The organism is Stenomitos frigidus ULC18, assembly GCF_003003795.1.
Taxonomy (GTDB): Bacteria; Cyanobacteriota; Cyanobacteriia; order Leptolyngbyales; family Leptolyngbyaceae; genus Stenomitos; species Stenomitos frigidus_A.
On record NZ_PVWK01000014.1, the window covers coordinates 180,023 to 203,892 of the forward strand.

Annotated in this window: 27 protein-coding genes; 24 read left to right on the forward strand and 3 right to left on the reverse strand. The window is 48.2% G+C overall.

Annotation, left to right across the window (positions count from 1 at the left end; translation table 11 throughout):
* The first annotated feature begins 144 nt into the window (after window positions 1-144).
* Entirely contained in the window at window positions 145-402 is a 258-nt protein-coding gene (locus C7B82_RS02790) for a Uma2 family endonuclease (RefSeq protein ID WP_339375156.1), read from the forward strand.
* Between the two features lie 297 nt (window positions 403-699).
* Here the strand turns inward: C7B82_RS02790 and C7B82_RS02795 are convergent, their stop codons facing one another.
* Together C7B82_RS02795 and C7B82_RS34120 are read right to left on the reverse strand one after the other, a co-directional pair.
* Window positions 700-1,041: a hypothetical protein gene (locus C7B82_RS02795; RefSeq protein ID WP_106254779.1), complete on the reverse strand. Its 342-nt coding sequence runs from the start codon at window positions 1,039-1,041 to the stop codon at window positions 700-702.
* A 51-nt stretch (window positions 1,042-1,092) separates the two neighbouring features.
* Window positions 1,093-1,218, reverse strand: a complete 126-nt coding sequence (locus C7B82_RS34120; RefSeq protein WP_281258911.1) for a hypothetical protein — start codon at window positions 1,216-1,218, stop codon at window positions 1,093-1,095.
* Between C7B82_RS34120 and C7B82_RS02800 the strand changes: the two genes are divergently transcribed.
* Entirely contained in the window at window positions 1,212-3,317 is a 2,106-nt protein-coding gene (locus C7B82_RS02800) for an ATP-binding protein (protein WP_219903930.1), read from the forward strand. The two genes, C7B82_RS34120 and C7B82_RS02800, sit on opposite strands and share 7 nt — an antisense overlap.
* Before the next feature lie 234 nt (window positions 3,318-3,551).
* On the opposite strand, the gene C7B82_RS31895 is transcribed toward C7B82_RS02800, so the two are convergent.
* Window positions 3,552-3,695 (reverse strand): hypothetical protein, encoded by a 144-nt coding sequence (locus tag C7B82_RS31895; protein WP_181357321.1) that lies wholly within the window; start codon window positions 3,693-3,695, stop codon window positions 3,552-3,554.
* A gap of 67 nt (window positions 3,696-3,762) precedes the next feature.
* Between C7B82_RS31895 and C7B82_RS02805 the strand changes: the two genes are divergently transcribed.
* The 22 genes from C7B82_RS02805 to C7B82_RS34950 all read left to right on the forward strand — a co-directional run bounded on the left by C7B82_RS02805 (window position 3,763) and on the right by C7B82_RS34950 (window position 23,406).
* Complete coding sequence (locus C7B82_RS02805; RefSeq protein ID WP_106254781.1) at window positions 3,763-4,371, forward strand: Pvc16 family protein; 609 nt, start codon at window positions 3,763-3,765, stop codon at window positions 4,369-4,371.
* 4 nt (window positions 4,372-4,375) lie between these two features.
* A complete protein-coding gene (locus C7B82_RS02810) occupies window positions 4,376-5,086 on the forward strand; it encodes a collagen binding domain-containing protein (protein ID WP_181357322.1) in 711 nt (236 codons plus the stop codon).
* A 23-nt stretch (window positions 5,087-5,109) separates the two neighbouring features.
* Window positions 5,110-6,819, forward strand: a complete 1,710-nt coding sequence (locus C7B82_RS02815) for a phage tail sheath family protein (protein WP_245939700.1) — start codon at window positions 5,110-5,112, stop codon at window positions 6,817-6,819.
* Window positions 6,819-7,952 (forward strand): phage tail sheath family protein, encoded by a 1,134-nt coding sequence (locus C7B82_RS02820; protein ID WP_106254783.1) that lies wholly within the window; start codon window positions 6,819-6,821, stop codon window positions 7,950-7,952. The genes C7B82_RS02815 and C7B82_RS02820 overlap by 1 nt, the downstream gene beginning before the upstream one ends.
* 41 nt (window positions 7,953-7,993) lie before the next feature.
* Complete coding sequence (locus C7B82_RS02825; RefSeq protein ID WP_106254784.1) at window positions 7,994-8,446, forward strand: phage tail protein; 453 nt, start codon at window positions 7,994-7,996, stop codon at window positions 8,444-8,446.
* Between the two features lie 18 nt (window positions 8,447-8,464).
* A complete protein-coding gene (locus C7B82_RS02830) occupies window positions 8,465-8,842 on the forward strand; it encodes a phage tail assembly protein (protein WP_245939701.1) in 378 nt (125 codons plus the stop codon).
* 17 nt (window positions 8,843-8,859) lie between these two features.
* Window positions 8,860-8,997, forward strand: a complete 138-nt coding sequence (locus C7B82_RS34535; protein ID WP_342761303.1) for a DUF6760 family protein — start codon at window positions 8,860-8,862, stop codon at window positions 8,995-8,997.
* Between the two features lie 17 nt (window positions 8,998-9,014).
* On the forward strand, window positions 9,015-9,587 hold the full coding sequence (locus tag C7B82_RS02835) for a phage tail protein (protein WP_106254785.1): 573 nt from the start codon (window positions 9,015-9,017) through the stop codon (window positions 9,585-9,587).
* 109 nt (window positions 9,588-9,696) lie between these two features.
* On the forward strand, window positions 9,697-10,815 hold the full coding sequence (locus C7B82_RS02840) for a hypothetical protein (RefSeq protein ID WP_106254786.1): 1,119 nt from the start codon (window positions 9,697-9,699) through the stop codon (window positions 10,813-10,815).
* The gene (locus tag C7B82_RS02845; RefSeq protein ID WP_106254787.1) at window positions 10,806-11,546 is read left to right on the forward strand and encodes a CIS tube protein; all 741 of its coding nucleotides are present in this window, start codon (window positions 10,806-10,808) and stop codon (window positions 11,544-11,546) included. The genes C7B82_RS02840 and C7B82_RS02845 overlap by 10 nt, the downstream gene beginning before the upstream one ends.
* 2 nt (window positions 11,547-11,548) lie before the next feature.
* Window positions 11,549-12,616, forward strand: a complete 1,068-nt coding sequence (locus tag C7B82_RS02850; RefSeq protein ID WP_106254788.1) for a phage late control D family protein — start codon at window positions 11,549-11,551, stop codon at window positions 12,614-12,616.
* A complete protein-coding gene (locus C7B82_RS02855; RefSeq protein ID WP_106254789.1) occupies window positions 12,616-13,200 on the forward strand; it encodes a phage baseplate assembly protein V in 585 nt (194 codons plus the stop codon). The genes C7B82_RS02850 and C7B82_RS02855 overlap by 1 nt, the downstream gene beginning before the upstream one ends.
* A gap of 3 nt (window positions 13,201-13,203) precedes the next feature.
* Window positions 13,204-13,587, forward strand: coding sequence for a GPW/gp25 family protein (locus C7B82_RS02860; RefSeq protein ID WP_106254790.1), 384 nt, complete (start codon window positions 13,204-13,206; stop codon window positions 13,585-13,587).
* Between the two features lie 10 nt (window positions 13,588-13,597).
* A complete protein-coding gene (locus tag C7B82_RS02865; RefSeq protein WP_106254791.1) occupies window positions 13,598-16,567 on the forward strand; it encodes a putative baseplate assembly protein in 2,970 nt (989 codons plus the stop codon).
* Between the two features lie 82 nt (window positions 16,568-16,649).
* On the forward strand, window positions 16,650-17,528 hold the full coding sequence (locus tag C7B82_RS02870) for a baseplate J/gp47 family protein (protein ID WP_219903932.1): 879 nt from the start codon (window positions 16,650-16,652) through the stop codon (window positions 17,526-17,528).
* Window positions 17,525-18,259: a phage tail protein I gene (locus C7B82_RS02875; protein ID WP_106254793.1), complete on the forward strand. Its 735-nt coding sequence runs from the start codon at window positions 17,525-17,527 to the stop codon at window positions 18,257-18,259. The genes C7B82_RS02870 and C7B82_RS02875 overlap by 4 nt, the downstream gene beginning before the upstream one ends.
* A 77-nt stretch (window positions 18,260-18,336) precedes the next feature.
* Window positions 18,337-19,947 (forward strand): tail fiber domain-containing protein, encoded by a 1,611-nt coding sequence (locus C7B82_RS02880; protein WP_106254794.1) that lies wholly within the window; start codon window positions 18,337-18,339, stop codon window positions 19,945-19,947.
* A gap of 130 nt (window positions 19,948-20,077) precedes the next feature.
* Window positions 20,078-20,344: a hypothetical protein gene (locus C7B82_RS02885; protein ID WP_106254795.1), complete on the forward strand. Its 267-nt coding sequence runs from the start codon at window positions 20,078-20,080 to the stop codon at window positions 20,342-20,344.
* Between the two features lie 18 nt (window positions 20,345-20,362).
* Window positions 20,363-21,769 carry an SLATT domain-containing protein gene (locus C7B82_RS02890; protein WP_146141034.1) on the forward strand — a complete coding sequence of 469 codons (1,407 nt, stop codon included), beginning with the start codon at window positions 20,363-20,365 and terminating at the stop codon, window positions 21,767-21,769.
* Between the two features lie 583 nt (window positions 21,770-22,352).
* Window positions 22,353-22,856, forward strand: a complete 504-nt coding sequence (locus C7B82_RS02895) for a hypothetical protein (protein ID WP_245939702.1) — start codon at window positions 22,353-22,355, stop codon at window positions 22,854-22,856.
* 139 nt (window positions 22,857-22,995) lie between these two features.
* On the forward strand, window positions 22,996-23,244 hold the full coding sequence (locus C7B82_RS34945; RefSeq protein ID WP_219903934.1) for a hypothetical protein: 249 nt from the start codon (window positions 22,996-22,998) through the stop codon (window positions 23,242-23,244).
* 24 nt (window positions 23,245-23,268) lie between these two features.
* Window positions 23,269-23,406 carry a hypothetical protein gene (locus C7B82_RS34950; protein WP_219903936.1) on the forward strand — a complete coding sequence of 46 codons (138 nt, stop codon included), beginning with the start codon at window positions 23,269-23,271 and terminating at the stop codon, window positions 23,404-23,406.
* Window positions 23,407-23,870: the final 464 nt, after the last annotated feature.

Consider the following 23,870-nt stretch of genomic DNA (forward strand, 5'->3'; position numbering starts at 1 on the left):
GGTGGGTTGACACAGAAAACCCTGCCTACATACCCAACTGGCTCATTAGGGGTTAACTTGTAAGTAAACGTTATGCCCCAACGTTCAATATCAGGCGACGGTAAAATTCAACGATTCGGCATCAGACAATCCGTGTAAACCATCATGAGCCAAGCAACCCCCGACGTCCGCTGGACCATCCAAGATCTCGAAGCCCTACCTGAGAATGAAGGGATTCGCTACGAAATTATTGATGGAGAATTGTTTGTGACACAATCTCCTCACCATAAACATCAACAAACAACCGGGCGGATCTTTGCGGTTCTCGATCGTTGGTCCCTCGTCAGTGGCTTAGGGGAAGCCTCCATCATGCCGGGAGTCATCTTCTCAGACTACGACAATGTAATTCCCGACGTGATATAGCTCAGCAACGAACGATTAGCCCAGATTCAAAACGACGCCGGACACTTTCAGGGCGCACCCGAACTAGACACCCTCACCTCACCCCTCCTGCCAGAATTTAACTGTGCAGTGGCCCAGATCTTTGGTTCGGGGGTTTAAGGGCATGGATGACCTCCAACCTGGCACTGCGATCGCATAAATAATCCATCATGGTATTCATGCTTCACCGGACTTAATTTCTCGCTTCCAGATAAGCGTCTGGTGATAGGTAACCGGGCTACTAAATCGCAATCATGGGACGTTGAGAGAATCTTAGTTTTACGTCGTTTTTACCTTACTCATCGTCACAACTTTTAACTGATTGCCATAGGGACTCTGCATCATATCCCCCTGCACCAGCACCTTCTTTTGCAATTTTGTACGCTTTGCCGTCAGTTTCACCGTTTCATGCCCACTTACCGGAGCCCCTGTTGCATTGGCCCCCGTAAACATAAACCTGCATTCCGCCTCATAAATCACCGCTCGCCCCCCCACCTTCAGCTTCGGGTACGCCTTCACCTGTATGGGAAGAGGCATCCATGCTCCAGTCTGGGCAGGTGGATAAGGCATTGCCCCCGGAATGGCAACCACCTCTCCCTGAAGCGCAATCGATTTTCCCATGATCTGCACCTCTTGCTTAACAGCCGACTTGATCCCACAGAGGGCACTCTCTCACCACCAGTCAATCAGATCTTCCAGCACCGTGATCAGGAGATCCACGCTTAATATATCAGGATGAAACGAAAATTCCGCTCCCGGATGGTCAACTCCTGCATCCATTCCACCCCATGATGCCATCGGCTTTCAATCCCCCCCTGGAAGAACTGCTACCTGCCCTCCACCTGCTCGACGGGCTACTCGATCGCAGTATGCAGTTAACCGAGACCCTCCACCCCAGCAGCACAGGAGCAACTCAAGCCCTTCCCAACCCCGACCAACTCCGCCAAATTGAACTCGCCCTCCCTCCTGGCTATCCCCGCTACAGCCCCGCCCAATCCCCCGACTTACCCTCCAGTCAGATCGAGTCATCCTCCCGTCTGGGGCTGCTGCAACACCAATTTGGCTTCACCCCATTCGACCTGGACATCCTCCTGATCGCCCTGGCCCCCGAACTCGATCGCCGCTACGAGCAAATTTATGCCTACCTCCAGCAGGATGGTCGTGGCATTCGCCCCAGCGTCAACCTGGTGCTGAATTTGCTTTGCCCTACCGCCACCGAAAAACTGCAACAGCGATCGCACTTTGCCCCCAATGCTCCCCTGCGTCACCATACCCTGCTGCACCTCACCCCGCCCCAACCCACAAACCACTCCTCCCTGCTGGCTCAAGAGATCAGCCTAGACCCCGCGATCGTCCGCTACCTGCTGGACGAAACCGGTTTAGACGCTGACCTCAGTCCCGGTTGTACCCTGCTCTCAGTCTCCGATCCCCCCGATCTGGACAACTTACCCGCCGCACTGGTGCAGCGCATTCAAGCCCTCTCCAACCACCCCCCAACTACTCACCCACTCCGGCTTTACCTGCAAAGTGTCGATGCCGTTGCAACCCGTCAATTTGCCCAGGGGCTTGCCCACCAGCTAAAACGTCCCCTGCTAACTGTTGACCTCGATGCTCTGATGCAGCAACCGGAACAACTCCGGCAGCGACTCCACCACATCGGACGTGATGCCTGGTTGCAAAACACCCTGCTCTACCTGCACCCCGTCGATCGCCTGCATCAGGACTCCAGCATTCCCCTGTATCCCCTTCTGATCAATCTCCTGACGGATACCGATATTCCCATCGTGGTCGCCGGAAGCCAACCCTGGCAACCTTCTGGCGATCGCAGTCTGGGCATGGTGACACTTCCCATCGCGGCTCCTGATTTTGGCGATCGCCACACCTGCTGGAGCACCCACTTAGCCAGGGCAGGACTCACCGTTGAGCCATCAACTCTGACTACCCTGGCCGATCAGTTTCGGCTAACCGCGACCCAGATTCAAGCGGCGATCGCCACCACCCAAAACCACCTTGCCTACGGATTGACCTCTCCTGCCCTCGAAGCAACCCTATTTCAGTCCGCTCGCAATCAGTCGGGACACGCGCTCGCCAAACTCACCCAGCCGATTCAGCCCCGCTACACATGGGAAGACTTAGTGCTCCCCCCCGTGCAGTTTGAACAACTTCAGGAAATCTGCATCCATCTCAAGCACCGCCATACCGTCTTTGAAACCTGGGGATTCAATCGCAAGCTCTCCCTGGGCAAAGGAGTCAACGCCCTGTTTGCGGGTCCGCCCGGTACAGGTAAAACAATGGCTGCCGAAGTGATTGCCAAAGCTCTGCAACTCGACCTCTACCGCATTGACCTGTCTCAGGTGGTGAGCAAGTATATCGGAGAAACCGAGAAAAATCTGAACCAGATTTTCACCGCTGCGGCCAACGCCAATGCCATCCTACTGTTTGACGAAGCTGATGCCCTGTTTGGCAAACGCACCGAAATTAAAGACTCCCACGATCGCTACGCCAATATTGAAGTGGGCTACCTGCTGCAACAAATGGAAGCCTACGAAGGGTTAGCCATTCTGACAACGAACTTGAAGGGTAATTTAGATGAAGCCTTCACCCGTCGCCTACGGTTCATTGTGGACTTTCCTTTCCCATCAGTTCAGGAACGGTATCAGATCTGGCAGAAAATTTGGCCGATTCTGATACCGTTTGACTCGAACATCAACTGGAAAGCCTTAGCTGAAAAGTTTGATATTACTGGTGGTAACATTCGCAATATTGCCCTGGCGGCTGCCTTTCTAGCCGCCGAGGACGGAGAAAACCTATCAATCTTCCATATTAAACGAGCGATTCGTCGAGAATATCAAAAAATGGGCAAACCCTTGATGAATAGCGAGTTTGCGGACTTATAGAGACGCTAAAAACGTTGGAACAGGAATTCGACAATCTGTATCTAATTGATTAAAGGACGTGAGATTAAAGTAAGGAAAATACGAATGCCAGACAAGATCAATTTATACTTCCAAGAAATATCGTTTTTTGTGATTCTGTAAGTAATGTTAAAGTTCCTAGGGCTTACACGGATTTCCTATATTCTTCTCTAAGAAACAAGTTACGCCTTAGATACTAAGCTTAAGCAGGCATATTTACCTGAACGATAAGAGTGCTGAAGTGCAAATTAAATGGGTCTGCGCTTCAGTTTTACCCACCTCTAGCATCGGGATAATTTCCTGGCAGGTTTCCAGGCTTTCTTTAGTGTGCGATCGCTTCGCATCCATTTCTAGTGGCATTTTGCCAGTGAACCTCCAGCTTGCCAGATATGTCTCCAGAATTCAACTAGATATTTAGAGCGTGCCGATGCTTTATGACCTGGATATGACACTTCAAGAGTTGCTAAAGGCTGAGTTGCCTGAACGATTTGGCGAGACCTCTGGCACTCAGACGGCAATTACTTTCTGTACACCGAATCGAGATGCCATTGGATCGAAGGGTAAATTTCCTGCACTCAATTTGTTTCTGTACGACATCCGCGAAAATCAGGAGTTACGAAGTAACAGTTGGACAGTGACCCGCAATGAGAATGGAACTGCAACCCGGGAACCGCCCCCTGTGAGGGTTGATTGTTCCTATTTGATCACAGTATGGCCAAACGATGAATACGACTTTCAAGTTGAGCATAAGACCCTGGGGGAAGTGATGCAGGCGTTATTGCGCTATCCCAAGCTACCATCCACTGTATTGCAAGGAAGCTTACAGGAATTCCAGCCACCCTCGCGAGTCTCCATATTGGGACAGGTAAAGTTGCAAAGCCTGGGCGAATTCTGGCAGGCAATGGGAGGAAAGCCGAAAGCAACACTCAACTATACGCTCACAATTTCGGTGCCAGCGCCTACCGAGCCTCAAACACTGCCTTTAGTAGTCTCAAGCATTGCTTTTCGTGATGGGAGGGAAGAAAGCAATGGATAAAAAGATGACTATCAAGAGCAGCCCACTCCATCATCCTGTTGCCATATCCATACATGGTCGAGTTCTCATTGGTTACACCATAAAGGGTGAGCCAGACACCGTTCTACTTGATCCAGTTCGACAAGCTCAGGTGGAAATTATCGAACCCCCCGAAAGCTTTAAACGGAAATTAGATCTGAAATCCCTCAGCCACGGTCAGAATTGGGAGTCCTTATCCCCTCGTCCCGATCGCACTCATACGGCAGTTGATGGCTCTTTTTACTTCATTGATTTGCCTCCAGATAACTACACGCTGAAGGCAAGCTTGCCTCAAAAACTGACCCGTCTTCAAGTCGCGAAGGAGGTTGTCACAGTTGTCAAAACCGATGCCAAACTAAACCCGCTCCCGCGTGATTTAGTTCTGCTTACAACTGGCATCGTTGGACAAGTCATAAGCCCACCTGAACAAGGAACCAAACCAGTGGCTTACGCCCAGGTGAAGTTGAAGGGTGGTAATGAACAGACCCGGTGCGATCGCGACGGTAAATTCCAACTTCTGAATCTGGAAGCTCCAGAATCCCCCTCTACCCGTTCGGTTCAATTTGAGATCTCTGCTTCCGGTTATGACTTGTACACAACAGATCCGACTGCTATCTCACGAGGCACGGTTCATCGCATTCAGAATATTCAACTCTCTAAAAAATCGTCCACTAAAGCTAACGGTACTAGACCCTAAATATTGCCAAGGAATCCAACACAATGACCACTTACCTATCTCCCGGTGTTTACGTTAAAGAAGTCCCATCCGGTCTGGCAACTATTGCTGGCGTGGGCACCAGTACCGCAGGCTTTATTGGTATTATCAGTCCTTCGGCTCCACCTGTTGGTAATCCATCGCCAAGCTTAGGTGGAGTAACGACACCAACTTCTCTCAAATCTAGTGGACAAGAAATCACAGGTAATCAAGACGGCAATAAAACCTACTCTTTCACCGTTGAATCTCCATTCGGTCCTTCTAAAGAAGGATATAAGTTTTCTCGTGAGGCTGATACGGCAGGTAATCAGCCAGTCGAATTGAAGATTGTAAACAACAGTTTTAATATTACTACTAACACCGCAACAGTCACGTTCACTGATCCAATCCCTGCTGGTAAAAAGCTGCTGGCAACTTACAGTCCCCCAAGCCAAGCGAGCATACCCCAACGCTACTTATTTGAAAAAGTCACAGGCGAAGTTGTTGGCAAGGGAGATGGGACAAAGACAGAATTTACTCTGAGCCGCTACCCTGTCGCTTCAACAGCAACAATTGTGGCTGTCTACAAAGATGGAACAAAGAGCCAAGATATTAGAGTTCAATCGGTTACGAACGATCAACAGAACCGAGTTTCCAAGATTACATTGAGTCCGGCTCCAGCAGCAAATGTTCAAATTTCAGTGAATTATACTCCGCAGTCTGCTCCTGCTGGAGATGTGCAACTGTGTACCAACTTCAGTGAGTTCAAGAAGTATTTTGGTGACTTTTCAACGGATGAAGGGCAATCTAACCTGGCTCATGCCGTTTATGGGTTCTTCCGCAATGGTGGCACTCGCTGCTTTGTAACCTGGGTAACTGATGAATCTGCCATTGACACGGCTTTGGCAGATTTCGCTGCTGTTGATGAAATTGCCATTGTCGCAGTCCCCGGTTGTACTAGCAAAACAGTACTCGATAACCTTTCTGCCCATTGTCAGGATTTGGGCGATCGCGTTGCCATTTTCGATGGTCCTAACGATGCAAATGCCACAAACCTAAAACCAGGGGAAGGCAACCTGCCAGGAAACACGAATTACGCTGCTCTTTACTATCCTTGGATTAAGGTTTTCGACCCGCCTACGAAAGACGCGAATCCCAAAGGTGATGGGTTAAAGGTTGTCCCTCCCAGTGGTCATATTGCCGGAATTTATGCTCGGGTTGATACTCAGCGGGGGGTACATAAAGCCCCTGCCAATGAAGTAATTATAGGGGCGACAGATTTGCAGGTTGCCCTGACCCGAGCTAAGCAGGATGGACTCAATCCTCAAGGGGTGAACTGCCTTCGCAACCTGAACGGCAACATTCTGGTTTGGGGTGCTCGCACCTGGGGCGGGGATGCGAACGGAGAATTTAAGTACATCAATGTTCGCCGTTTGTTTAACTACCTGCGGGAATCTATCGATGAGGGCACTCAGTGGGCTGTGTTTGAACCCAATAGTCCGGAGCTGTGGGCAAAAATACGCCGGAGCGTTACGGCTTTTCTGACGATGGTCTGGCGCAGTGGGGCATTGTTTGGTGCAACTCCACAGGAAGCCTTTTTCGTGCAGTGCGACGAAGAGACGAACCCACCCGAAGTGCGCGATGCGGGTCAACTGATCGTGAAAGTTGGGGTGGCTGTAGTTAAGCCCGCCGAATTCGTCATCTTCGAGTTGAGCCAGATGTCTGGAGGGAAGTAATGCCCACAACCACTTCCTCACTTCCCGGACTTTACTGGCAGGATGTATTTCCACCCAGACCAGTATTGCCCTTAACGGGAGTGCCAGCCTTTTTAGGAGTTCGCCCTTCCAAGGATGGCATCACTTGTTTATATGAGGTCAATCAACCCCAGGTTTTGCACCTCTGGACTCAGTTTGAAGAACGGTTCACCACCTCAACCCCGGGAAGTTCGATGGCAGACGCGGTGCGAGGATTCTTTGAAAACGGTGGGCGTGATTGCATTGTGATCTGGCTGGAGGATGGCTCTCCACAAGCACTAGAAAACGGTTTAACAGCAAATTCTGTTATCGATACAGCCGACCTAATCTGTGCACCCGGGATTATAGACGTGGATCGGCAAGCCCAGATTCTCAAGTACTGCGCCGACATGGGCGATCGCTTTGCCATTCTAGATGCACCTCCCTCTTTTGATGTACCAACGCTGAGACAGTATGCAGAATCTCTTAAAAAACTGCCAGGTAGTGATTATGGAGCGCTTTACGGTCCCTGGCTAAAAACTCCTTCCAGCACAACTCCTGTTCCCCCCTGTGGTCACGTAGCGGGGGTGTATGCATCCAGCGATCGCGCCGATGTTCCCCGTGCTCCAGCCAACATCATGCTAGAGGGCGTTCTGGATGTGGCAGCTTTAACCCGTGAGCAGCAAACTCAGTTGGCTCAACTTTCAGATAACAACCCCATTAACGGCATTCGCAGTTTGCGGGGGCGAGGGGTTCGCATTTGGGGAGCACGGACTCTCAGTTCTGACCCTCAGTGGCGGTATGTGAATGTCCGCCGACTGGCGATTACCATTCGCCGCTGGATTAATCTCAACCTGGCAGATGTCGCCTTTGAGCCGAATGACTTTCGGCTATGGGTCCGCATTGAGCGAGAACTGAATGCCTATCTGCAAACTCTGTGGCAGCGGGGGTATCTTCAGGGAGCAACCCCCAATGAAGCCTTTAGAGTGCGTTGCAATGGCGAAACCAATCCACCAGAGGGGCGAGATCGCGGTGAAGTGGTAACCCAGATTGAATTTGCCCCAACCATTCCTAATGAATTTATCCAGATGCGGTTGATTCATGGGGATACCGGAGTAGGGATCTTGCCCACCTGACTCATTTTCCCAAGCCAGTTGTTAATTTAAGGAGAATACCCATGCCCAATGTCAAAGCCCCACATCAGCCTGATCCCTACATGGGATATAACTTTTTTGTGGAATGGAACGGAATCATCCAGGCGGGATTTCGGGAATGTAGCGGTCTGGCTGCTACCCGCAACTCTCAGGACTATCGGGAAGGCACCGACCCTCCCAACATGCGAAAACTGGGTGGAATGAAGACTTACCCGAATGTCACTCTGCATCGGGGTACGACGAATAATCGAGAACTTTGGGATTGGTGGCAGACCAATGCTGATGGGGTTGCCCTTCGTCGAGATATTTCTATCGTGATGCTTGACCATACCGGCGAAGAGAAAATTCGCTGGAATCTGTTTCACTGCTGGCCCACAACCTGGACGGCTCCTTCATTTAATGCCACCTCGGAGGAAGTGGCGATCGAAGCACTGGAATTGGTTCATGAAGGGTTAACCGTTGATAAATGGTCGTAAAGTCCTATGCAAGAGATGATGCAACCGACAATGCAACAGACCGAATTTTCCTTTGTGCTGCCTCAGGGCTACATCGATGGTGAAGGCACCATGCACCGGGAAGGCACCATGCGCCTATCTACGGCTTACGATGAAATTGCTCCCATGCGCGACCCGCGAGTGCAGTCCAATCCTGGCTACCTGGTGATCATTCTGCTGTCGCGCGTGATTACTCGGTTAGGAACGGTACAGAACATCACTCCTAAACTCATCGAGGGTTTGTTCTCCGGGGACCTGATTTTCTTGCAGGACTTTTATCAGCGGATTAACCAGAACGGGCACAGTCGATTGCAGGTGACCTGCCCTCACTGTCAGGGAGAGTTTCAAGTGGAGACAGCCCCTTTGGGGGAGTTGTAGGCTACCCAACGGAGCGATTGCGGGAAGAAATTGCCTACCTGGCTTACCACTTTCATTGGTCCTATGAGCGGGTGATGGGAATGGAGCACTGGGAACGACAGCAATGGGTAGCTGAATTGGCTCGAATTAATCAACAGTTGAACGAGGAACGATAGGTGAGAGAGAACATATCATGCGTGGATTAACTGGTGTATCGGCGATCGCCTCCGGTGTTTTAGGAGTGAGCCTGAATCCGTACATGCCCTATAACTTCCTGGTGGAATTGGATGGGCTAATTACGGGCGGTTTCATGGAAGTATCTGGGCTGGAATGTGATATCACACTCGAATCCTATGAAGAAGGTGGGCAAAACGATTATGTCCATCAATTTCCCACACGGATCACCTATCCCAATCTGGTCTTAAGTAAAGGATTGACCGACGTATGGACCTTATGGAACTGGTTTGACGAAGCCCGTCAGGGCATGATCCGCCGCCGTAACGGCACCATTATGCTGCTGGACCATCAGCGACTGCCCGTCAGATGGTGGAATTTTAACGATGCTTACCCGGTAAAGTGGGCAGGCCCTCAGTTCAACAGCAGTGCTCAAGAGGTCGCTGTCGAACGTATCGAGCTTGTGCATCGGGGAATTACCATGCCCCTGGAAAGTAAAACATTAGCAAACGATCGTAAGGAATTCAATCAATCGTTAGCAGTTTCTGAGTCAGTTGTAAATCTTGGTGGCAGAGTCATCAGAAATTATTGATAGCGAACTCAGTAACCGGAATAGGGCGTAAAAAAATCCAACAACAATGGCTTAAACAACTTGGCTCTAGTTCAGGCTTCTTTTAGTTTCTGTCTCCTAATTCCTGAATATGGTTCAATCCCCCTGGCAAAATGCTCTCAACCCACAACTTACGCAGCGATTGCTGCGGCCTCTCGTGTGTCCTGGCGTAATTCCTGACACGCTAGCAGCGGCAATTTTTGAGCGATCGCGCCAGTTCAAGCAGCGCCTCAGTCTGCTCCATCAGTTTCAGCAGCGCTGGGGCAGACAATCCGCTTTACAGGTGCCTGATACACCGATTGTTTATGCCCAATGGGTAGAATCAACAGAACCAGCAACCACACCTTTAATCTCTCCTGGTTTAGCCAATCAAGGTAATAGTCAATCCATGCAGGTAGAGCAGCATACAACTGTTACTCAAATTACGCCTCAGCAACCTGTAACCGAGCCAACGGCTTTAGCCTCTCCAACTCAACCGCTGGTGATTCAAGCCAAATTTGCAAATCCACCCATTTCTTCTCCTGACGCTGAGCCTACATTCCCCATCACCACAAGTTCGGTGCCCAAAGTGTCTCCGAATGCTCAAGCGAGAGATCGTTTAAAGGGTTCAATTGAAGTTGAAAGGATCACGTCCACAACGACTATTTCCCAGATTTCGATCGCAGCACCACTTCCATCAAGAGAATCCACAGTAAGGAATGGAGTACTGCCTCTCGTTGTCCCCGGATCGGTTCAGCAGGGTCAATTCGCTCAACGCGCACAAGAGTCTGAGGCTTTTTCTGAAAAGCGTTTACAAAGTCTCTTGGAAGGAGAATCGCTTCTGGCACCCTCATTTGCAGATTCAGCATCCTCGTTCCCGCTGCTAAAAGAACTGCCATTGGTTAAGGCACAGAGAGTGGCGGCTGCCGAGTCTTTCTCCCAACCAACCGGAGTCACCCAACCATTGGTTCTGGCTCGCCCGATGTCATCGCGCATTGCTTCAGGCAGTGAAGAATCGTCCATGATGCCTTCGGCTGCTAGCCATCAAATGGTTGAGCGATCGTCCATAACCCATGCTCAACCTGTGCCTCAGAAGCCAGCGATGCTCACTCCATCACCGCAACCAATTCCAACTATCAATGTCAACACCCTGACTCAACAAGTGGAACGAAAATTGATGCGAAAACTCACTGTAGAACGTGAGCGTAGGGGGCAACGGTCATGGCATTAAAGAAGCTCATTATTGCAGTAGAAGATCAAGGTCATGGCTTCGACTCTACAGCAATTCAAGTCTTATTTAACCCCAGTCAAATTGAGATTACTAAAACTGGTTGGGCCACTGATGAAGAGACAAAGCAGCCTTTTAGTAAACCCAGTTCGGCAACTTTAACCGTAAATCTTTTTTTCGACACCAGTATTCCAACTGATGTAGCAGGTTCTGACACTGAACGTTTCTATAAAGATTCCTTTGGTATCAATAAATATACATATGAAACCCTTGATGTCCGCAATTATGTCAACCAAATTTTCAACTTAGCCAATCCCAGATCAGAACTAAGTAATCGTCCTCCAATTTGCCGTTTAATTTGGGGTGGCAGAAATGAAGCTCATACTAAACTAGAAAAATATGCAGGAACAGTAATGTTTCAAGGGGTTTTGCAGAGTGTTACGAAAACCTTCACTCGCTTTACTGCAGAAGGAATTCCTGTAAGAGCAAATCTCAATTGCACATTCTTAGAATATGAAGATGCTGTCAATAAAGTGAAAAAACTTAATCCAATTGATGACCCGATTCGCATTATTAAACAAGGAGAAACTCTTAGCAGTATTGCTCAGGAAGAATATGGTGACTCGGCTCTGTGGCGAATTATTGCTGATGCCAATCGCTTAGCCAATCCTCGCAAGCTAGAGGTAGGTAGTGTATTGACTGTTCCTCCCTTACCTCGACAAGGAGGTCTCTAGCTATGCCATCCCTTAACTCAGGGTTTGATGAGTTAGCCCCAAAAGCCGAGGTTTTGATTGGCGATCGCCCGCTCAAACCAGAGGCTGACGCGAGCGTATTAGCCGTGGAAGTTTCTGAAGATATTGATGCATTGGGTATGTTTACTCTGGAGCTAAATAACTGGGATCTTAAATCTCAGGCAATAACCTGGTCTGATGATGCTCAGTTTGAATTGGGTAATGAGGTCAAGATTAAGTTTGGCTATGGCAACCAGACAGAAGTGGTTATGGTCGGGGAAATTACTGGGTTAGAACCGGAGTTTTCTTCAGAACAGGCTCCCCGGTTGGTTGTGCGGGGGCATGATTTTAGTCACCGCTTGATGCGGGGCACCAGAACGCGCACCTTCAGTCACATGCGAGACAGCGATATTGTGGCGCAGGTTGCTAGAGATGCCAAACTGACGGTAAAAGCCAGCCGTACTCCGGAACCATTGGACTATGTATTGCAACGAAACCAGACCGATCTGGCGTTTATTCGCGATCGCGCTTCCCGAATCGGTTATGAAACTCTGGTGGAAGGCACCACACTGATATTTCGCCCGTTAAAGCCCCAAGGCAAAGCTGTGCTGACCCTGGACCGCAAGGATTTGCTGGAATTCTCCCCACGGTTGAGTACGCTGGGACAGGTCAATGAAGTGGAAGTGCGCGGTTGGGATGCTCAGCAGAAAAAGCCAACTGTGGTGGGTAAAGCCAATGATTACAACGTGGTGAATATGGGCAGAACCAGTGGCATCAGTACCACCAATCGAGAATTTGGTAAAACTGCTTATGCCATTATTGACCAGCCAATCACCACCTCTCAAGAAGCCCAGGCGATCGCTGAAGGGCAAATCAATCGCATGGCTCTGGACTATATCACGGGGGAAGGTTCCTGCCAGGGCAACACAGCCCTGCGAGTCGGGCGAGTGATTGAAATTCAAGGACTGGGCAAGCGATTCAGTGGCAATTATTACGTGACTGCCACGAACCATCGCTACGCCGTTGGAGAAGGATATCGTACCCATTTCAGTGTAAGGAGGAATGCGACCTGATGCCATTAGGAGATTTGGTGAGTTTACTAGCACCTGTGGAAGCCAGCGATCGCATCAATGGGGTCACCATTGCGATCGTCACGAACGTTCAGGATCCCAAAAAGCTGGGGCGAGTCAAGGTGAAGTTGCCATTGTTGTCAATGGACGATGAGAGCGATTGGGTCCGAATGCTTACCCCTATGGCTGGCAATGGGCAGGGGTTTTATTGCTTCCCTCAAGTAAATGATGAGGTGTTAGTCGGGTTTGAACAAGGGGATCCCCAGCGACCCTATGTATTAGGTGCTCTCTGGAGTGCCAGTGCAATGCCTCCCCAAGCCGCAGTCAGCCAGCGCCAACTGGTGTCTCGTAGTGGTCACAAAATTATACTGGATGACACGGAAGGTTCAGAGCGAGTCGAGATTCGCGATCGCACTGGCAAAAACCGCATCACCATCATCAGCAAAGATAACAGTCTGGTCATCGAAACCGAGGGGGAAATCACGATCCAGGCAAAAGGCAAACTGACTCTTTCAGGTAAGGGAGTGGATATTGATGCCCAGGGTAGTCAGGTCAATTTTAAAGCCAGTCAAATGGAGGTGAAGTAACCAATGGATGGCAATTTTTTAGGGGTTGGCTGGACTTCTCCTGTCAAGCTTGATAAAGGTCAAATTAAGCCTGCTAAATATGAGGAAGCTGTGCGCCAATCGATCCACATGATCTTAAGCACAGCCAGAGGCGAACGATTGATGCGTCCTGATTTCGGCTGTAGTCTGCATGATCTGGTGTTTTCGACCAATAGTGCAACAGCGATCGGTCAGGTAATTAGTGCTGTGCAGGAGTCATTAATCCAATGGGAACCTCGCATTGATGTACTGGATGTGACGGCAGTTCCCGACGCAGATAAACCCAATCAATTACTGATTGACATTCGCTATTTAGTCCGTACTACCAACAACCGCTTTAACCTCGTTTATCCCTTCTATTTGAATTAGTCTGTGTTCCATGACTCTTAAGCCCCCCAAAATCGATCCCCGGACTTATGCTGAGCTAGTAGACGAGACTGAAAAGCTGGCCCAAAAGTTTAGCCAGTGGAGAGCTGCGGACGGCAGTACTGATCCTGGTCGTGCCCTGATTCGCATTTTTGGGCGGATGGCGATGATGGTCACTGATCGCCTCAACCGTGTCCCTGAAAAGCACTTCCTGGCATTCCTTAACCTGATTGGTGCAAAACAGCAGCCCCCCCGACCTGCTCGTGTACCCCTGACAGCCTATCTGGTAGACGACAGCCCCGTCGATGCCCTGATTCCGGCTCATACCCAGATTGCAGCCCCACCCCAAGCGGGCGAAACAGAGGAAGTTTTGTTTGAAACAGAGCAGGATCTGGTGGTCGTGCGATCGCAAATAAAAGCCGCGATCGCATGTCAAGACCATCAGTATTGCAACTATTTTTCGAATGTCACTTGGACTGTCAACGATTTTCCAGTCTTTACCATCGAATCATCCAATACCATCTACATTGCTGCTGATCGTCTGACAACGGAAGATTCGCAAGCAATCATTTTAGCGTTCTCCCCGCCCTCCAATGCAGACAGCTTTATGACATGGGACTGGAGCTATTGGAACGGAAAGAATTGGCAGGCGCTACACTCCAATCTTGAGAGCAATCGGCTCAAACTGACGGTCTCCGAACCGGAGCACTGGCAACCTCCCCAGTCAAAATTGATTGAACAGATAGAGTCTCAATGGTTACGAGGAATTGCACCTAAAAATGTGCCGGAACCTGATAAAACTTTCCAAAAACTCGGTGGAATAAAGCTGATATGGGCACCCATCGGTCCGGTGGATCCCGACCAGGCGTTTTTCAACACTGAAGCAATTGATGTGAGTCAAGACTTCTTTCCATTGGGTCAAACCCCGCAGATTGGTGACACTTTCTATGTGGCAAGTCACGCCTGTTTAAATCCCCCCAACCAAAATATAACCCTTACCTTACAAGCGACTGCAAGTAACTCTATTTCTTCTACTGGACGAACGATTAGGTGGGAAATGTGGGATGGTACTGATTGGAGAAAACTGTTGGATGAGTCCAAAAACGCAGATACTCAACTGGAGGAATGGAACGGACCAAAACAGCTTTCGTTACCTGAAAAGATTGCCTCAGTAGAGGTGAACAGCAAAGACAATTATTGGTTACGAGCGAGATTTGTATCTGGCAGCTATGGTAGTGAACCTAGTTATCAAGCAACAAGTACGACAAGCAGCAACAAAACGACGACGACTCTTGAAAAAGTAACTGGTACAGGATATTCTCTTCCCAGTCTAAAATCTGTCAAGTTTAGTCGGGGTGAATTGAACATTGCTTCCAAAGCTGTACTGAAAGAATTATCTTCTGAGGTTTTTATTCACCATGACCCTCAAATTCAATCTTCAGATACGGGCTTTTATCTAGGCTTCGATCGCCCCTTCCCCAATCAAACCATCGCCCTCTACCTGCAAATCGCTGCTCCTGAACCAGGCGCTTTGCAAAAGTCTACTGCTCCTAAAACCCCTGCCAAACTGCAATGGGAGTATAGCGTTGCTGAAGGTTGGCGATCGCTCACGGTTCAGGATGGCACCCAAAACCTGAGTCAACGAGGTATGGTGCAGTTTATTGGTCCTGCCGATTTTGCGTCTCAGACATTGTTCGGGCAATCGGGCTACTGGCTGCGGTTGCGACTGCTGGAAGGAGGTTTCCAGATTCAGCCTCGATTGCAGCGGGTGTTAACCAATACAGTGTGGGCGATTCAGGCAACTACCCACCAGGACGAAATTCTGGGCAGTGGTACGGGCGATCCCAATTTGATGCTGCATACGCTATACACTCCGGTATTGCCAGGGCAACAGCTACTGGTGCGAGAGCCGGAACTGCCATCCGCCGAGGAACTGAAGGAGATCAAAAAACTGGAGGGAGAGGACGCGATCGCCATTCCTAAGGATGCTTCCGGGCAACCGGAAGAGATTTGGGTACGCTGGCACGAAGTAAGTGACTTTTACGGGTCTGGCAGTCGCGATCGCCACTATACCCTGGATCGGATGACGGGTGAAATTCGTTTTGGTGGTGAGGGGCAGGGGTTGCCACCACCCGTAGGTCGCAACAACATCCGCATGGCTTGCTACAAATCGGGTGGGGGCAGTCAGGGCAATCGAGCAGCGGAAACCCTGACGGACCTGAAAACGACGGTGCCCTATATCGATCGGGTCATCAACCACGAACCTGCCAGCGGTGGAGCCGATGTGGAATCCATCGCAGCGGTACAGGAGTCAGGCCCGAAGCAACTGCGGCATGGCGATCGCGCCGTCACCTGGCAGGATATTGAAGATTTGGCCTACGCGGCTTCCAGTGAAGTAGCCCGTGTGAAAGTCCTCCCTCCTCCTGAATTGAAGCCAACTAATTTAACAAAAACTTGGATTTCACCTTCAATGAAGGAGAGCAAGAAAAGTGATTTACTTCAAGAATTGCCTGGATTGGAGCAGGCTTTAAATCGGGCAGACCAGGTAACTGTGTTCATCGTTCCTAATAGCCCGGTCCAGCAGCCCACCCCCAGTTTGGCTCTGGTGGAACAGGTCAAACGCTATTTAAGCGATCGCAGCAGCCCAACACTCACCTTAGAAGTCATGGAACCACCCTGGGTACAAGTCACTGTCACTGCCAAAGTCTTCCCGGTGTCTCTTGAAGCAACGAATTGGTTAAACGCGAAGGTGGAAGCCTCCCTCACTGCCTTTCTACACCCCCTCACGGGAGGTCCCCAAAAACGAGGCTGGCCCTTTGGACGGTTTCCCCAGAAGTCTGATATTTACGCCCTGATTCAACGACAACAAGGAGTCAGCCATGTGACGGAGCTTCAGATATCCAAAACAGAAGAAGAAGACTCATTCCTCATCTATTCCGGCACTCACAGTATCACCATTGACTCACCGCCCAATCAACCTTAACCCCTTAATTCCTAATTCCTAATTCCCTCCTCCTATGCCCCTCCCATTACCGAATCTTGATGATCATGACTACGCCGATCTGGTGGAAATGGCGCGATCGCTGATCCCCAGCGAGTGCTCGGAATGGACGGACCATAACCCTTCCGATACAGGCATCATCCTGCTGGAGTTGTTCGCCTGGTTAACTGACCTGCTGCTGTATCAGGTCAATCAGGTGCCTGACAAATCCTACGAGGTGTTTCTTCAACTGCTTAAGGGTGATGCAAAATTTAGCGCCAAGCAGAATGGAGAAAGTGTTGATCCTCAGGCTTTACAGAAGGCTACCCAAGAGGCAATCCTCACACTGAGACAACGTTATCGAGCCGTTACTGCACGGGATTATGAAATTCTGGTCATGGAAAACTTCAATGTTAAGGTTAACCGAGTCAAAGCATTTGCAAACAGCAATTTGACTGTAAAGCCGCAACCTACTGAGCCAGTTACGGGTCACAAACCTACCGATACAGGTCACATCAGCCTGGTAGTAATGCCTCAAGGCGCTCAAAATCCCTTCGTTGTCCCCGATCAAACATTTAAAGATGAAATTTTCAAATTTCTTGATGATCGCCGACTGTTAGGTACAAAACATCATGTTGTTTATCCTGACTATGTTCAGATTTCTGTTTCTGCTAAATTGCATTTAGAACCAGGTCGGGTATTTGATCAAGTCAAAACCATATGTATCAATCAATTAGCCCAGTTTTTCCATCCTCTATCGAGTGGTAAAGATCAGCAGGGATGGCCCTTCGGTCGATCAGTGTATATCTCTGAGATTTATCAGCAACTTGATCAGGTTGAAGGTGTTGACTACGTGCAAGACTTGCGGATTAATAATGGGGAGGAATCCATTTCGTTGCTTCCCCATCAACTGGTGCAGTTTGAACAGAAGAGTAATATCACTTCTGTAGAGGGGAAATCATGACTTCAACCTCTAACATCCCTGTCAGCAACTATCTCGACTATCTACCAGCCGTACTGCAGGAAGATCCATTTCTGGGACAGTTTCTCCAAGCGTTTGAGGCAATTCTAAGCGGTGATAAGCAAGCATATCCGAATGGATTTGAGCAAACCTTAACTGACATCCACACCAAGTTTGCACCAGCTACGACCCCGACAGAGTTTTTGCCCTGGTTGGCGGGTTGGGTTGCTCTCAGCCTGCGCGACGACTGGAACGAAAAAGTAAAACGCGATTTTATTCAAAGTATCGTACCGCTTTACCAGCGGCGGGGTACAACAGAGGCACTGAAGAAAATACTCCAGATTTATCTGCAAAGACAGGTAGAACCGAGCGACAAGTCATCCATAGAATATGTGGAAATTTTTGAGTTTGATCAAATTCCTTATTACTTTCAGGTACAACTCCGCGTTGATAATCAAGATTTAGCTGAATATGACCGCAAGGAAACCATTGCCCGTGCCATTATCGAGCAGGAAAAGCCTGCTTATACAGTCTATTCTCTGCGAATTCTGTTGCCCAGCATACGGTTGGTTTCAGAAGAAATGCTCAAAGAAATGCTCAAAAAAGAAGGTGTGAGTGAGGCAGAAATTCCAAATCGAAGGTTGAAGCTTTTTAAAAGTCCTGACCCTGAAAGCCATAAAGAGCATCACAACAGAACTATTTTGGGTACAACTGATCAGAAACCAAAATCTTAAAGTTCTATCACGATTTCCCCAACCCCTCGATAATCCTGAAGTCTTTTTTCTACTTGCTTAAACTGGAGTCACTTATCATGCCAGAAGACAAACAATCCATTGCAAAACGACCTCGCTATTTTGATGGTCAGTACCTGAATGTTGATGACTTTGTGAGTGAGCAGGAGTATCATATCGATCGCCAGCGTCGCATCAGCAAGTTTTTGCAGATTTCTGGAATTTTGGAAGGTTTAGATGTAACAGTTGGCAGCAATACTCAACTAACAATTACGCCAGGGGCAGCCATTGACGACCAGGGGCAACAGATCCTGTTGCGTAGTGAAGCAATGTTTAGAGAAAACCTATTACAATCTTCCAATCGATTTGTGATTGATTTATCGGATATTTCAAAATTTTCTCGCACCCAATCCTACAATTTATGGATTACTTGGAGAAAGGTTGAGTCTGATCCCCAAACAGAGGAAGCTCTTGAAAAAGATAAAAATACTCGATTTTACGAACGCCCCGAAATTCAACTGCTACCTTCCCAGAATAAGCCCGAAGTCCCTTCAGTTTTTCTGGCTGTTTTGAATGCTTCTAGTGATGGTTTTACAGTCGGTCAAACCGATCTCCGTCAATATTCTGGTCTAAAACTACCAGCAAAGGATGGCAAAGGCGTAACGTTAAGGTCGCAGGATGGAGCCAGCGATCGCGCCATCCTCACAGGCAGTTTGAGCGTTACTGGCAATGTGGGAATTGGCACAACCAGTCCAGCAGCCAAGCTTGCCATCAATGGAGGATTGCATGTCGGAGGAGATTCAGACCCAGGGGATAAAAATCTTTTAGTAGATGGAACACTGAGTGTTAACGGAGAAAGCACTCTACTTGGAAAGGCAACCATACAACCATCTTTAACTGCAACTGCCAGCAACCAAACTCTCAGCGCTGTTCATATTAAGCCAATTGTTCCCACCTCTTCTTATACAGGAATCCAGCTGAATGGATTGATCGTTGAAAGCGGTAATGTAGGAATCGGTACAACAAACCCAGCAGCAAAATTGGAGGTGAATACTGGAGGTGGAAAAACCACAAGCCTCAAGTGTGAGCATAATGGTTCAAATTTTATTGTCCGTCCAAAATCAGGTGGAGACTCATCGACCATTATTGAAAATACTGGTGGTGGTAAACTTTTGATCAGTCCATCAGCCGATGTGGAAATTGGCTCAGCTGTTACTGTAAAAAATAACGGCGAAGTTAAAGTTGAGAGTATTAGCACTGGAGGTAAAATTCTGATTAAAACTGCAAATAAAAATAAATATATAATTTGTGGTGATAGCGACACAATAGGTAGTTCGGCTGATAAAACGCCTGACTCAGAATTCAAACTTGAAATGGCTTGCTCCCGCACATTAAAAGAAAATATTTTGTCTTTGTCCAGTGATGAAGCTATCCAAACCTTGATCGGCTTGAGATCTGTAAAATACGATTACAAAGGGGAAAGGGCTTTTCGGCAAATTTTAGGGTTTATTGCAGAAGAAATGCCTGACAACTTAGCTAGTCAAGATCGTCAATCCTTATCTCCTTTTGAAGTAATCCCGGTCTTAACAAAAGTCATTCAGTTGCAGCAAGAGTCCATCAAACAACTTCAGGAAAAGGTTGATGTGATTTGGCTCCAAGCTGATAAACACAAGGAAGAATGCTTATCTTAATAATTGAGTAAGTGCGATCGCTGCATGACCGTAGGTTGGGCTGATGCACGAAACCCAACAAACACAGGTATCGTAGACCCAGCTTAAGCAATATCCACCCCCTCCCCTCCAAAATTCTTCCTCTCAAATCATGCAAGACAAACTCCAACAACGCCTCAACTCTCTCAAATCTGAATACGCAGCCGGACAAAAAATGCTGGCAGATCTGGAAGCCCAGCAATCCAACCTGCGGGACACCCTCCTCCGCATCAGCGGTGCCATTCAGGTACTGGAAGAAGCCCTCAGCGAAGCTGACACCCCTGAAGCCAGTCCGCCTCTGAATACTAATAACGTCAATTCTGACAGTCCGCAGGTAAATGATTCGGTAGGCACCCCTCAAAGTATCACTAATTCCTAAGACGAGGTTCATAGTCTCATGCAAAGCTCGGACATTCCCCAAAAAGGTTCATCCATCCCCTCATTAACAGGGGATACAACGAATACCCCCCCTGCAAAAACCTCTTCAGATCTATCTGAAAATTCATTAAAGGAGTTCCTAAAAAAGATATATCAGCTTCAACAAACTTATGAGAAAAACGCCGTCAAGGCAAAAAGATGGTTTCTTGGATTAAGGATACTAATTCTAACTTTAACGACATTAGCCTCTCTTCTTGCAGTCGCTAGTGTAACATGGCTACCCCCCGTGGTAATCTCTAAACCTCCAGGTCTTACATCTCCAAATCTGACAAATAATTCGGTAGGCACCGCTCAAACTACCACTAATTCCCCCGTGGTAATCTCTCAACCTCCAGGTCTTACATCTCCAAATCTGACAAATAATTCGGTAGGCACCGCTCAAACTACCACTAATTCCCCCGTGGTAATCTCTCAACCTCCAGGTCTAACATCTTCAAATCTGATATCTGAAATCGCCAGATATTGTCTGATTATTGTTCCGATTACAACCAGTATTCTAATTGCAGGCTCAATCAAGCTTGATAAAAGCTCTAATTGGCTTTTATTGAAAGGTGCGTCTGAAACCCTCAAAAGTGAAATTTATTATTTCTTAACTCAGACTGGAAAAGATAAAGACAAAGACCCAACAGATTTAAAGGATTCAATCAGGAAGTTAATCGAACAAGTTAAAATCATCCAAGATAGCTTCAATGGAACTCCCGTACACAAAACTTCCTTTCGCCCTTTTGAAGGAGACGATAGCGATCGTTCTAAACACAAAAATAATACTTCTTCGGAAGGAGATTTTCCTGAAGATGATTCCAAGAGTTCTGAATCACCTCCAAAAGATGATTCCAAGAGTTCTGAATCACCTCTAAAAGTTAATACTCAGCTTCCTGAATTATCTTCTTTGGAGATCCAACCAAATTCCAAAGCACCCTTCTTATGCCCCAAAATGTATAAATCAAAACGAATTGAGCAGCAATTCAAGTTCTACCGCTCGGAGGCAAAAGGTTTGTCGATTCAACTGGAGATTCTTCGATGGATTATTTATATCCTTGGAGGAGTTAGCACTTTCCTGGCAACAATTCCTAGCTCGCAAGCATGGGTGGCAGTATCCAGTACTTTAGTCGGTACAGTCACCAGCTACTTGGAATTGATTAGGATGGAGCCAACCTTAATCAACTACAATCAAGCTGCAGACCTCCTTTACCGCAACCTCCTTGCCTGGGAATCTTCAGGTGCAGAAAATGATACAGAGACTTTTAAGAATTTGGTTCGAGATACCGAACAAGTTATTCAAAGGGTAAGTAGTAGTTTTGTTCAGGATATGCAAAATCTTTCGAAAGAGGGGGGATCTGCTAGCTCAACGCGCTCGACCTTGTAGCATCTGGTAACAAGGCCTAATAGCCAAAATAGACACCCCACAATAACATTGTGGAATTTTCACATTATTTGGCTACTGTTCCTTCCCCCATTGCCAAGAGCTTATATGGGATAAATAGCTCAACAATTGCTAAATCTGTTCCCCTTGTTAGCGGTCTTATCTAATCACCTGGAGTTGCTGACTCTGTATCAGAGTAGCAAATTGCTCAAGCCTGTGGCATCCGTGGTTGTAATTCGGTTCGCCGTCATCAGAATTTCTCCCTGTTGTAGCTTAAAATAATTCCCTGTCGAGATTGAAGGACACGATCAAGCAGCATGGCGCGAATTCCCTACCGCTTCCAAAATTCTTATAGTGTGCTTTGCTACATCCTGCATTTGTCGTTTCCACAACGCCTGGTCTTAAAACCATTGTGTAGTGCTATCGGTGTCGGTGATTCATCAGGAATAAGCTCAATTCATAGTGTACAACTTTATTTTCCTTGGATTGAAGTACAAAACTCGGAACCCACATTGATAGTGTAAAACTTTATTACTCTACACTCTTGTTCCAAGAATGCTAATTTTAACCCTTTAGGGCATTTTAGGTGTACAACTTTATTTTTAAGTTACAAGATCTTCCAGGTGGAGTGATAGAAGACCTCTGTCAAGAGGATCGCTGGCGACTGGATATTGATCCAGGTTTTGATGCCAAGCATGAGTTCTTTCTGTCTTGGCGATACTTCGTTGCCTTACCGAAAAACCCTTCACCTTACTACGAGTCAACCGAAGCGGATTTAGCGGATTTTTTGACGTTTGATGGGTTTGATGTGTTGCTGCCAGTGTCCCGTTCCCATCATCCAAACATTGAACTCATTCGTCTCATTCCAGGGGTGAATCATCAAACGCTGACGCTGTTTCTGCACGATTCGTTTCATGAGTCCTACTTCAACGACGAATGGTCGGCGAGGTATGGGTTTCTAGCAGTCGCCGATCGCTATCAGAAGTTTGGTTGTGATTTCTACCTTGCCAGTTACTATCACTTTTCCTATCTGATTGGCGCAGATTATGAAGCTGCCAGCGAAGTGATGCGAAAGAAGTTGAATCTGTAGCGGTAAACGAGCGATCGCCCTTAGCTGTCTCGTCGTGAAACCGTGGCAGTGATCGCTTCTGGGATGAGTTTGACCGTGTTGAGTGTTCATTTTTGCTGGGGCACTCTAGGCTGGTAAATCTCCCAGGGAGAAATCTGCTATGTCTATGTCTCCAATTAGTGCGACGCTGGACTCGAAAGACCGGGAAACGGTGATGGCAGCGATCGCAACCATTAAAGAAAAGCTGCCGTTTTTGATCGATTTGACCGCAGATGACCGGAAGGCGTTACCCAAGATGGGCGATAAGAGTCGGGCGTTTGTGAGTAAGGCGCTGGAGGTGGCGACGCAGAACCCGAACTTTTTGCCGAGGTCATTTAACCTGGAGGAGTTGCGGAAGGATGTGCTGTAAACACATTCGGCAACCTTATTTAATTTGGACTTAGAGGATTTGTTGCCGAATGTGTTTATGTTTGAGGCGATGTCTCCGATCGTGGTGGCACTGACGCAGCTACAGGAATTGGTGGATGATACCTGTCTGGCAGCGGGGAGTGTTCGCGAAGCGTTGCGTTAGCAGTAGCGTATGCGGCAGCGTTGCAGGTGTATAACTATGCGAAGGCGAGTGGACAGGGCGCGGGGTTAGATGTGGTAGTAGGGGAGATTAAACATACTCTAGCCGCTGGCGTGCCGCTGTCTGCGTCTAAAGTATGTTTGGCAACAGTTTGCCCGGAAACCTCGGAAGGTGAAGGTTACAGAAGGAACGACGCAGCCACAAGAGGCAACACTGTAGCTCAAAGCCTGACGATTTGACTTCGGAGGCTGACGGTTGAAGCTCGGAGCCTGGACATTGGAGCAAAAAGCTCGACGTTCCGGGTTCTGAGCTTTAATTTTGGAGTAAAAAGGTCGGAGCTTGGAGGTCTGAGGTCGGAGTTTCGTGTTCTGAGCCTGGAGCTTCGAGTTCTGAGGTCGGAGTTCCGCGATCAGAGGTTAAAAGGCGAGGGTCGGAGGGCGATCGCTCCTTGAAATAGCTAAAATACT